Here is a 10,756-nt window from a genome sequence, read left to right as displayed (position 1 = left end):
AACGGAGCGGCCAGTCGTCTGCCGCAAGGCCACGACGCGTCGCGGTTCTCCCGCTGTACTCGGCGGCCAAAATCGGCGTGCCGTTGCGGACCAAGCGGCGCCCGGCCGGTGCGGTCTCCGTTACTGGAGAACACTTCACTGTCGGCGGGCCACTCATGGTGCTCAACGGAATCATCGATTGACGTGCGGCTGCCTGCGATGGTTGTCCGCAGTCACGTTTGCGGGCCGGAAGACCCTTTCTTAGGGCCCTCCGACGCCATAGCTTGCAACGCGTGGAAGATGCCTCCCTGCACGCAACGATCGGTGCTGCGGGCCGCACGACGGTTCGAGCTGAGGGTGGCATGAGCCGTCCCGTTCCCAGCCGTCGGCGCAGCATGCGCCGATACATTCCACCGCAGCACGGCGCGTGGGCGATGTTGCTGGTGCCGTACCTTGTCGGTCTGCTCACCGCTGGTTTCCGCTGGCCGGATCTGCCGTTGTTCGGCGCTTGGCTAAGCGGCTACGTTTTTTCCTACTTCGCCTTCCAGTCCATCAAAACTCGCCGGCCCAGCCGAGTCCGGGCACAGCTGCTTTGGTACGGCCTGATCACCGTCGTACTCGCCGTTCCAGTCCTGCTCGCCCGGCCGCGGGTACTGTTCTTCGCGCCCGCGTACGTGCTGCTGCTCGCCATCAACGGCTGGTATGCCCTGCGACGCCGCGAACGCGCGCTCCCCAACGACTTGGCATCGGTCGTCCAGAGCTGCCTGATGATCCCGGTCATCGCCGTCATCGCCGAGGTACCGGCGGATCGGGTGTTCGTGCCCTTCCTGCTCGTGCTGCTCTACTTCACCGGCACGGTGCTCTACGTGAAGACGATGATCCGGGAACGGGGCGTCGTCGCCTACCGGCGGGCCTCCGTCGGCTACCACCTTGTCGCGTTTGCGGCAGCAAGCCTGACTGGCGTCGGATCGGCGCTGATTTTCGTGCTGCTGCTGGCCCGCGCCTGGCTGCTGCCCGGCCGCCCGCTCAGCCCGAAGCAGGTCGGTCTGATCGAGATCGGGGCGAGTGTTCTGGTGCTGACGGTTGCCGCCCTCGCCATGCCGTAGGACGCGAGTGCCGGTGGCGTGCTGCGATCGATGTCCGGCGGCCCGAACGCGGCACCCGGAACGGGCGCGTTTCGCCACACCGCTATCCGGCCCACGCACCTCGTGCGCTTGATGCAGTCAGCATCGAGCGGTGTTGGCCGACGCGGCCTGTGCCAGCAGCCCGCTCGGCCATCCCGGAGGGACGAGCAGGACCGCGCAGGCCTGGCGCGTACCGACATCGGCAAACGTGGAACGGCGGGCAACTTCGATAGTCCAGCCCTTGTGCCCCACGCCGGCCACCAGAAGACGGCTCCGCCGCATCGCCCGCTGCACCGTGTAGGCGATGTCGTTCTCATTGATGAGTAGTCGCTCAACCTCGACGTCAGGCCACCGTGCACCGCCCACGGCGAGTACGTCAGCGAGTCGACGTTCGGCCGCGCCTCGGCCGCTGTCACGCGCTTGACCGGGGTGGCCAGCGGTCCACACGTGCACGGCCACCAAAGGGGACGTCGTTCGGGCGGCGAAGTCGTAGGCCAGTTCCATAGTCGCGGTATGACGGCCGGATGCCGCCAGTACGACCGGCCCCCGCGACGTGGCCGGGCCTTGATGGACGAGCAGCGGGCAGGAACTGTGATGCGCCAGGTATGTCGCGGTCGGGCCCCATCCAAGCCGGCGTCCGGCAGTGTCCCGGTGACCGATCACGAGCAGCGAAGCCTGCCCCGAGCGCTCGAGCAACGCTTTGGCGCCGCTGTCGTCGGTCAGTTCTGCGCGGACCGGCAGGCCGGGATGGGCATGCTCGGCGCGCTGGACAGCGAGGTCGAGTAGATGCCGTCCATCCTTGCGGTCCGCAGCTACCGCCCGATAGCGGGTACCGCGGTGCCATCCGGGCCAGGCATGCACGATCACCAGGGGCACACTGAGGCGTACCGCCTCATCGGCGGCAATATCCACACTGTGCAGGGCGGTCGGCAGGTCATCCACGCCGACCACCACGGACAGCTTCTCTGTGACCGACGCGATCGTCTGCATACTCGCACGCTAAGCCGCTCATCCATGAGACCGGCACGGCCGGTTGGCATCGGAGGACGGAGCCGAAAGGCCTGCTACGCCCCGTTCGCTCAGACAATCCGTGGGCTCTGTCGGCGAGTCGACGACGGGGCCGAGTCTGAACGCAGAGGCGCATACCTGCCGGGGGCCCAAGCCTCCCGTTGGAGACAGGGCCGCCGGCGGGTACGCCGCCCGCGGCGGATGCTGGCCGGCTGGTGATTCCACGCCGCGCACAGGACTACCGACTCTGTTGCCAGCGCCCTGCCGAGGCCCACGCTGGATGGGACGGCGCCCCGCCGGAAGGGCTGCGGTGACGATGAGCCACATCGAGACATCCCAAACCACGGGTCGGTGGACTGTCGAGCGCGGAGGCGGCCGCACGTCTTGCCGCCCACGGCGCGAACACGACCGCCGTGCCACCGCCGCGGAGCATCGCCAGACGGGCCAGACGGCAACTGGCGGACCCCCTGGTGGCATTACTCCTTGCAGCCGGGGCGGTGACCGCGGTCCTTCGTGACCTTCCCGACACGCTGATCATCGTCCTCGTGGTCGCCGTGAACACGACGATCGGAGTGATCCAGGAGGTCCGCGCGGACGCGGCGGTCGCCGCCCTGAACCAGCTTGCTGCACCCGTCGCCCGGGTCGTCCGAGACGGCCGCGACCAGATCGTGCCGGCCGCTGACCTCGTACCTGGTGATCACGTGCGTCTCGAAGCCGGGGACATCGTGCCCGCAGACCTGGAGCTCACCGAGGCGCAGCGGACCGCGTTCGACGAGTCGTCGCTGACCGGCGAGTCCGTCCCGATGCACCGGCAGGTGGCGGACATCGCAAGCGGGGGCACCGTCCTGATCAGCGGGCGTGCTGCCGGCACGGCCTTACGCACGGGAGCGGACAGCGCGCTAGGGCGCATCGCCGACCTCGTCGCCAACACCAGATCCGGGCCGACCCCGTTGCAGCGTCGCCTGGTCGCCCTCGGCCGGATGCTCGGTGTAACCGCAGTCGCGGTGTCCGCGCTGGTGTTCTTCCTCGGCATGCTTGCCGGTCGGCCGGTGGCGCAGATGGCGATCACCGCCGTCAGTCTGGTCGTCGCGGCAGTCCCCGAGAGCCTGCCTGCTGTCGTCACCCTCGCCTTGGCGCTCGGCGCGCGGCGGATGGCCCGCATCCGGGCGATCCCCCGCCGGTTGCACGCGGTGGAAACGCTCGGGTCGGTCACTGTGATCGCCTCCGACAAGACCGGAACGCTCACCGAAAACCGAATGATGGTGCAGCAGGCGGTCACCGCGAACGGTGCCCGGTACACGATCTCCGGAACCGGGTACGTGCCGGACGGCACGGTCACCGGCCCCGACGGAGCCACAGCGATCCCGGCGGACCTGGTGGAGTTGGCGCGTAGCGCGGCGCTCTGCAACGACGCAAGCCTGCTGGCACCGGACGATGAACGTGCGCAGTGGGCGGCAGCCGGTGATCCGATGGAGGCCGCGCTGCTCACGTTCGCCGCCCGCTGCGACCTGGACCCGAATGCTGAACGGGCCACCACGCCGCGGGTAGCCGAGCAGCCGTTCGAGCAGGCCCGCCGCCAGATGACAACAGCACACGAGCTGCCTGACGGAGGCTATCTGCTGGTGCGCAAGGGTGCCCCGGAATACATCCTCGAGACCGACAACGACGCCGTGCTGCTGGCGGCCGCGGCACAACTGGCCGCGGACGGGCTGTGGGTGCTGGCCGTGGCCACCGCCACCACCCGCGGCCGGCCCGACCCGGCCAGTCCGCCGCCGATGCGTCCGGCCGGGCTGGTCGGGATCGGTGACCCCCTACGGGCCACCGCCCAGCAGACCGCAACGGCGTTCGAACGTGCCGGCGTACGGCTGCTGCTGATCACCGGTGACCACCCGGGAACCGCGGCCGCGATCGGCGCCCGGCTCGGCATCCTCGCCGCGGGCGACGCTGTCGTCAGCGGTGACCGCGGCCCGCTGACCGACGCGGACATCACCAGGGTGCGCGTGTTCGCGCGCACGCAGCCAGAGCAGAAGCTCGACATCATCGCCGCCCTGCAGCGCCGGGGCGAGGTGGTCGCGATGACCGGTGACGGCGTGAACGACGCGCCCGCGCTGCGCCACGCTGACATCGGCGTCGCCATGGGCGACGGTACCGAGGTCGCACGGCAAGCCGCCGACCTCGTCCTGGTCGACGACAACCTCGGCACGGTGGTGGCTGCGATCGGCGAAGGCCGCCGAATCTACGACAACATCCGCCGGTTCCTGCGTTACGCCCTTGCTGGCGGAGTGGCCGAGTTGCTGGTCATGCTCGCCGGACCGTTCCTGGGAATGCCACTGGCATTGCTGCCCGCCCAGCTGCTGTGGATCAACCTGCTCACCCACGGCGTGCCCGGGGTCGCGCTCGGTGCCGAGCCCACCGAAGCCGACGTGCTGCAGCGACCGCCCCGCTCACCGCAGGAGTCGGTCCTCGGCGCCGGCCTGTTACGCGGCGTCCTAACCGGTGCAGGTCTGCTAGCGGGCGTGACTCTCACGGCCGGTATGCTCGCTGGCCAGCTCGGCCTGCCGTGGCAGTCGGTGATGTTCCTCGTGCTCGGGCTCGCCCAACTCGGCGTCGCCCTTGCCGTGCGGGCCACGGCCGTCTCCGGCACCGCCCGGAACTGGTCGCTGATCGCCGCCGTAGCCGTATGCGCGCTCCTGCAGGTCGCCGGAGTCGCCGCCGCACCGTTGCGGGGCCTGCTCGGCACCGAACCACTCACCGCCGCCACGATCCTCGCCTGCACCGCCGTTGCTGCTGTCCCCGGTCTGCTGTTGCGGGTCGCGGGACAGCGGCGGGTCGCCCGGCCATCGCAATGACGTGCCTACCGGACACCACTCGGATCACCAGGCTCCTGCAGCTTCCGAACGCGTGCAACAATCCCGACGGCGGCCTTGTGAATCAAGCAGGCCCACGGGCGCACCGTCAGCGGATCCGGCTGCTCGCCGACGCCTCCTATACTCGCGAGGCCGTTGCGGTCATCAGTGTGTTCAGGGGGCGCGGAGCTGCATGGCCGACGAGATCAAGTACGACTACGAGACCAAACAGGCAATCCGGGGCACCGAAGGCCGGGCCATCGCCAGGATGCAGAACGACGGCTGGGAACCCGTGGAACAGAGCCAGGGCACCCTGCGTTCGACCCTCAAGTTCCGCCGGCCGAAGAAGCCGGTGCCGTGGCTGCTGATCGGGGCGGGAGCGGCCGTCCTCGCGGTCCTGGCCGTCGTCGGCGGCATCACCTCTGCCTTGAGCAGCCCAGGCAAGCAGAAGCCCGTACGACAGCCGGTACGACCTCCTCCTCGGACCTGGCAACAAGGGCCCGAAAACGACAGAAGGTCCGGCTTTCAAGTACGAGGACGTCAACGTCGGTGACCTGAACCTGGCCGGCGACACGATCCCCTCCGCCGTAGGCGAAGGCGACAAGTTCCGTTTCGTCGCCAAGGTGGTCGAGTTCAACCCCGTCCAGTGCCTCTTCTACCTGCAGCCGGTCTCAACCGTAGTCCGGTAGCCGAGACGCCCCGGGACTAGGTCGCTGCCGGCTGGCTGCCCGCACCTCTCCGCAGACCAACCTTGCCGGTTGGGTGCCCGCGACGAGCACGACGACGACCAGCACGACAGCAGCCGGGCGGATCAACGGGCCACCAACCGAGCTACCTGAGTCGCGCCGCGTCCGCCATGGCGGCCCGATATTCCTCCTGCCCGATGTCGCCGGATAACAACCGGTCAAGCAGAACCCGTTCCAAGTCAAGCGCGGTTGCCGGAGAGCGCACGAGACCGGCCGATGAACACGGATCGCCGGAACTGGCCGGTGGTCCTGCTGGTCCCGGCTGCCGTAATGCGAGGAACTGTGCGACTAAATCGGCGCTGCGGATGAACAGCAGGAGGAGGACCACCACCAGCAGGGCTTCCATGATTCCTCCTGCTCTTCACCGCAAGCAGCGTCAACCCACCAGGAACACCGGGCACAGCGCCTTCTGGGGCAGCACGCGAGCCGCCATCTCCAGCAGCGGTGCGGACAGCCCGTGCTGAGCAATCACCATCGCCGCTGCGGCGTCGGACGCCTCCACCAACGCGTTCACGGGATCCCCGCCTAGGATCCGGTGACGGACGGTCACGCCACCCAAAATCTCGTGACGGCGGGCCAGGTCCGTTCCGGAACCGATCAGGTGCAGGAGGGTGACGTCGCAGCCGCGGACCCGTGCTTCGTCGAGCGCGAACTGGACACTCTTGCGCGACGCCGGGGACCCGTCGACAGCCACCATCAGCGGCCGGGCCCCGAACTCGGCCGGCCAGCCCGGCATCCGGACGATCAGGAGCGGACGGGTGTGGTTGCGGGCGACACGGCCGGCGACGCTGAGCCCGACAACGCTCGCCGCAGCACCCTGGTGATGGCCAACGACCACGAGGTCGGCGTCGCCCGCCTCCGCGAGCAGTGCCTCGGAGGTGTCCGAGCCGACGGCGATCCGGGCGACGGCGGCGACTTCCGGTGCGCTGGCCTGGACTCGGGCCAGAAGCCGCCGCAGCAGCGCCACCCCGGCCTCGTCGCTGGCGCTACGCCGAACGTTCACCAGGCGCAACGCCCAGCTGTGCAGCGCGGCCTCGATAGCCGCGTGGTCCACCGCGATGCAGCTGATCGCGCTGTCATCCACGCCCACCACGACCAGGCCGCTGGTTTGCTGACCGGTATCGGCCGGTGCCGTGCCGGCATGTTGCCCGACGGTGGCGTACGGGTCGGGGTAGCCGGTGGCGGCGAGGTACTGGTTGATCGCCTCCCCGAAACGGGTGGGTTGAAGAACCTGGCCGGCATGCCGGCGCGCCTCGGTCTCCCCCTGGAAGCCGTTGAGGTTGTTCATGGCGGCACCTCCGACAATCACACGCTGCCGTTCCCTATATCTCTATGGCACTCCTAGCCGGATCCCGACGGCAGAGTCTTTGGTCCCGGCTGGACCAGGCAGCATGGTCAGGACTGGTGGCGTGTCCTTCACCACCGGGGAACACCTCATACCGGGGCACTGATCGGAGTCGGGCGTGCCTGATGTCGATTGGGTGTCCGCATTCGACTGGCCCGCACGTCGATGCCGCACTGACCAGGCGCCGGCTCTCCAGGCCGGGGCGATCGTGCTGCTTTGCCGGAGGATTCCGAGCTGCTCGGACAGGGCGTCACCGAGAATCCTGTTCTCTTGGCCGCCGGGCGTGACCTCGACGGTAGGACATCGGCGTTCGCCTGTGGTTGTGTCGGCCGGTGACGCACGCCTCGGCCCATTCAGACGGGACTTCGTGCCCTACAGGACAGGTCCCGCGCGGGTTAACGACGAAGAGAGAGTGCCCGCAAAGCCGAGCGGAAGGCGGGAGAGATGTCCGGATACGTGTACGACTTTGCTGACGGCAACAAGGACCTCAAGGATCTGCTCGGCGGTAAGGGCGCCAATCTCGCCGAGATGACTCGGATGGGCCTTCCCGTACCGCCCGGATTCACCATCACCACCGAAGCGTGCCGTGCTTACTTGCACACCGGATCCATGCCCGACGGGCTGCTCGCTGAGATCCACGACCACTTGCGATTGGTCGAAGCGCGGATGAACAAAGCCTTCGGCGACCCGCGCGACCCGCTGTTGCTGTCGGTGCGTTCCGGGGCGAAGTTCTCCATGCCCGGCATGATGGAGACGATTCTCGACATCGGTTTGAACGACACCACCGTGATCGGTCTCGCGCAGCGCAGCGCCGACGATCACTTCGCCTGGGACTCCTACCGGCGTCTGATCCAGATGTTCGGCAAGACCGTCTTCGACATGCCGGCCGACGCGTTCGAGAACGAGCTCGCCGCCGCCCGCACCACAGCGGGGGTACGCACCGACGCGGAACTGAGCCCGACGCAGCTGAAGCAGCTCGTCTCCGCGTACCAGAAGGTCTTCAACGCGCACACCGGCCGCGACTTTCCGCAGGCGCCGCACGAGCAGCTGTTTCTCGCCGTCGGCGCGGTGTTCCGGTCGTGGAACGCCGACCGGGCGGTGCTCTACCGCCGGCAGGAACACATCCCGGCCGATCTGGGCACCGCGGTGAACGTGATGGCCATGGTCTTCGGCAACCGCGGTGACGACTCCGGCACCGGGGTGGCGTTCACCCGCGACCCGGCCACCGGCCGCCGCGGCGTCTACGGCGACTACCTGCGCAACGCCCAGGGCGAAGACGTCGTCGCCGGCATCCGCAACACCATGAGCCTGCACGAACTCGCCGACATCGACCCGGTCAGCTACCGCAAGCTGCTGCAGATCATGCAACGCCTCGAGCAGCGCTATCGGGACCTGTGCGACATCGAGTTCACCATCGAGAACGGCAAGCTGTGGATGCTGCAGACCCGGGTCGGCAAACGCACCCCGGCCGCCGCGTTCGTCATTGCCGCCCAACTCGTCGACGAGGGCACCATCGACCTCGACGAGGCGCTGCGGCGGGTGACCGGTGAGCAACTCGCCCGGCTGATGTTCCCCAGCTTCGACCTCGACGCCGCGCCGGAACCACTGACCACCGCCGTGGCGGCGTCGCCGGGTGCAGCGGTCGGTGCCGTCGTGTTCGACTCCGCGTCCGCTGCCGCCGCGACCGGCCCGGTCGTCCTGGTCCGCCGGGAGACTAACCCGGACGATCTGCCCGGCATGATCGCCGCCCAGGGCATCCTGACCGCGCGCGGCGGCAAGACCTCGCACGCCGCCGTGGTGGCCCGCGGCATGGGCAAGACCTGCGTCTGCGGCGCCGACGACATCCAGATCGGCGCGGATTCGTTCACCGTCGGCGGCCGTACCATCCGCGCGGGCGAGATCATCTCGATCGACGGCACCACCGGCCGCGTCTACGCCGGCGCGGTACCGGTCCGTCCCTCCCGCGTCGTGCGCTACTTCGAGGGTGAGTTGACCGCCCACGGCGACCCGCTGCTCGCCGCCGTGGAACGTCTGATCATCCACGCCGACCACCGCGCCCGGCTCGCCGTGCACGCCAACGCCGACACCACTGCCGACGTTGCCCGTGCCCGCCGGTTCGGTGCCGTCGGTGTCGGGCTGTGCCGCACCGAGCACATGTTCCTCGGCGAGCGGCGGATCCTGGTGGAACAGCTGATCCTCGCCGCCACTGACACCGAACGGACGGCCGCGCTCGCCGCACTGCTGCCGCTGCAACGCGCCGACTTCGAGCAGCTGTTCGCGGCGATGGATGGGCTGCCGGTCACGGTGCGCCTGATCGACCCGCCGCTGCACGAGTTCCTGCCGCCGCTGGAGGACCTGACCGCCCGTGTCGCCCGCGCTCAGGCGCTCGGCGAGGACTCGGGCCGCGATGGGATCCTGCTGGCGGCCGTACGTCGCATCCATGAGCAGAACCCGATGCTCGGTCTGCGCGGCGTACGTCTCGGTCTGGTCGTCCCGGGTTTGTTCGCGATGCAGGTCCGCGCGGTCGCCGAGGCTGCGGCGGCGCGGGTCGCCGTCGGCGGTGACCCGCGGCCGGAGATCATGGTTCCGCTGGTGGGCGCGGTGCAAGAGCTTGAAACGGTCCGCGCGGAGGCGCAGACGGTACTGGCCGGTGTGCCCGGCGCGCCGCCGATCCGGATCGGCACGATGATCGAGGTGCCGCGGGCCGCGCTCACCGCCGACCGGATCGCCACCGCCGCGGACTTCTTCTCCTTCGGTACCAACGATCTGACCCAGATGACGTGGGGATTCTCCCGCGACGACGTCGAGGGCGCGTTCTTCGGCCGCTACCTCGAGTTGGGGGTGTTCGCCGTGTCGCCGTTCGAGACGATCGACGTCGGCGGCGTCGGTGAGCTCGTGCGTGTCGCTGTCGAACGCGGCCGTGCCGCCCGCCCGCAGCTCATTGCCGGTGTCTGCGGCGAGCACGGCGGTGACCCCGCCTCCGTGCGGTTCTTCCACGAAGTGGGTCTCGACTACGTGTCCTGCTCACCGTTCCGCATTCCCATCGCCCGGCTCGAGGCCGGACGTGCCGCGGCCGGAGGCATCACCGCCGCGGAAAGCCGTTAGGAGGCGGCCATGCGCACCACCATTGATGATCACCGTCAGCCGACTCGGCCGCCGGAGGTCGTGCCTGTCCGCTGCGGTAACCGTGAGATCGGCGCCTACGTGACCGCGCCGGCGGGCACGCGGTTCGTGTCCGCCGTCGACGTAACCACCGTCACCGTGGCCGTTCTCGCCACCGTCGCGGTGGCCGCTGTCAGCGCGTCGATCGGCCTGGCTACCCGGCGCCGTCCCGCGATCGGCACGGTGACCATGGGACCCGGCGGATGGGTCAGCCTGAAACGCACCACCCGGCCGCCGCTGCGTCAGGCACGCCCCGGCCGGCCGTGGTGGGCTCATCTGCTTCGCGCCCAGCGGCTCGTCGTCGAACGCTGACACATGAACGGCAGCTTCCGAAGGTTGGTGTCGGCATACCAGCGTCGCCGCTATGCGCTGAACCGGCCGCGACGCGGTCGACGCCGAGCCGGGGACCACGCCGAAGTCCTGACCGCGTCAGCCGTTGAAGTCAGTCATCTGGGCCTGCCCCGTTTTGACGGACATCCAAGATCAGGGGACCTGGGGTCTCCGGGAGGATGTCCAGCATCATGGAGAGTGTGGGAAAGAAGCGAT

8 protein-coding genes and 1 pseudogene are annotated in these 10,756 nt (G+C 69.1%); 6 read left to right on the top strand and 3 right to left on the bottom strand.

The genetic code is table 11. The annotated features are described in order from the left end of the window. Positions 1-341 precede the first annotated feature (341 nt). Positions 342-1,085 carry a YwiC-like family protein gene (locus AB0F81_RS01200; protein ID WP_328465816.1) on the top strand — a complete coding sequence of 248 codons (744 nt, stop codon included), beginning with the start codon at positions 342-344 and terminating at the stop codon, positions 1,083-1,085. A gap of 117 nt (positions 1,086-1,202) precedes the next feature. On the opposite strand, the gene AB0F81_RS01195 is transcribed toward AB0F81_RS01200, so the two are convergent. Beyond that, complete coding sequence (locus tag AB0F81_RS01195) at positions 1,203-2,093, bottom strand: universal stress protein (RefSeq protein WP_360189086.1); 891 nt, start codon at positions 2,091-2,093, stop codon at positions 1,203-1,205. 374 nt (positions 2,094-2,467) lie between these two features. Here AB0F81_RS01195 and AB0F81_RS01190 point away from each other — a divergent pair, with 374 nt between their 5' ends. From AB0F81_RS01190 to AB0F81_RS01180, 3 genes and pseudogenes are all read left to right on the top strand, one after another. Next, positions 2,468-4,960 (top strand): cation-transporting P-type ATPase, encoded by a 2,493-nt coding sequence (locus AB0F81_RS01190; RefSeq protein ID WP_360189506.1) that lies wholly within the window; start codon positions 2,468-2,470, stop codon positions 4,958-4,960. 190 nt (positions 4,961-5,150) lie between these two features. Further along, a complete protein-coding gene (locus AB0F81_RS01185; RefSeq protein WP_360189083.1) occupies positions 5,151-5,510 on the top strand; it encodes a hypothetical protein in 360 nt (119 codons plus the stop codon). Next, a pseudogene (locus tag AB0F81_RS01180) lies at positions 5,470-5,646 on the top strand (DUF4839 domain-containing protein); the annotation flags it as partial. The gene AB0F81_RS01185 and the pseudogene AB0F81_RS01180, both read left to right, overlap by 41 nt. Before the next feature lie 142 nt (positions 5,647-5,788). Here AB0F81_RS01180 and AB0F81_RS01175 read toward each other — a convergent pair. Both AB0F81_RS01175 and AB0F81_RS01170 read right to left on the bottom strand, forming a co-directional pair. Continuing rightward, positions 5,789-6,049, bottom strand: a complete 261-nt coding sequence (locus AB0F81_RS01175) for a hypothetical protein (RefSeq protein ID WP_328465808.1) — start codon at positions 6,047-6,049, stop codon at positions 5,789-5,791. A 30-nt stretch (positions 6,050-6,079) separates the two neighbouring features. Continuing rightward, positions 6,080-6,991: a universal stress protein gene (locus AB0F81_RS01170; RefSeq protein WP_328465806.1), complete on the bottom strand. Its 912-nt coding sequence runs from the start codon at positions 6,989-6,991 to the stop codon at positions 6,080-6,082. 501 nt (positions 6,992-7,492) lie between these two features. Between AB0F81_RS01170 and ppdK the strand changes: the two genes are divergently transcribed. After that, a complete protein-coding gene (gene ppdK, locus AB0F81_RS01165) occupies positions 7,493-10,153 on the top strand; it encodes a pyruvate, phosphate dikinase (protein ID WP_328465804.1) in 2,661 nt (886 codons plus the stop codon). 9 nt (positions 10,154-10,162) lie between these two features. After that, positions 10,163-10,522, top strand: a complete 360-nt coding sequence (locus AB0F81_RS01160) for a hypothetical protein (protein WP_328465802.1) — start codon at positions 10,163-10,165, stop codon at positions 10,520-10,522. The last annotated feature ends 234 nt before the right edge of the window (positions 10,523-10,756 follow it).

Source organism: Actinoplanes sp. NPDC024001, from assembly GCF_040638955.1.
In the GTDB taxonomy this organism is placed as follows: domain Bacteria; phylum Actinomycetota; class Actinomycetes; order Mycobacteriales; family Micromonosporaceae; genus Actinoplanes.
Note: the sequence above shows the minus strand (reverse complement) of the source record. Positions and strands in the feature narration are given on the sequence as shown.

Coding starts and splice junctions, on each gene's coding strand:
- AB0F81_RS01200 (WP_328465816.1), top strand. CDS start 342: ATGAGCCGTCCCGTTCCCAGCCGTCGGCGCAGCATGCGCCGATACATT.
- AB0F81_RS01195 (WP_360189086.1), bottom strand. CDS start 2,093: ATGCAGACGATCGCGTCGGTCACAGAGAAGCTGTCCGTGGTGGTCGGC.
- AB0F81_RS01185 (WP_360189083.1), top strand. CDS start 5,151: ATGGCCGACGAGATCAAGTACGACTACGAGACCAAACAGGCAATCCGG.
- AB0F81_RS01175 (WP_328465808.1), bottom strand. CDS start 6,049: ATGGAAGCCCTGCTGGTGGTGGTCCTCCTCCTGCTGTTCATCCGCAGC.
- AB0F81_RS01170 (WP_328465806.1), bottom strand. CDS start 6,991: ATGAACAACCTCAACGGCTTCCAGGGGGAGACCGAGGCGCGCCGGCAT.
- ppdK (WP_328465804.1), top strand. CDS start 7,493: ATGTCCGGATACGTGTACGACTTTGCTGACGGCAACAAGGACCTCAAG.
- AB0F81_RS01160 (WP_328465802.1), top strand. CDS start 10,163: ATGCGCACCACCATTGATGATCACCGTCAGCCGACTCGGCCGCCGGAG.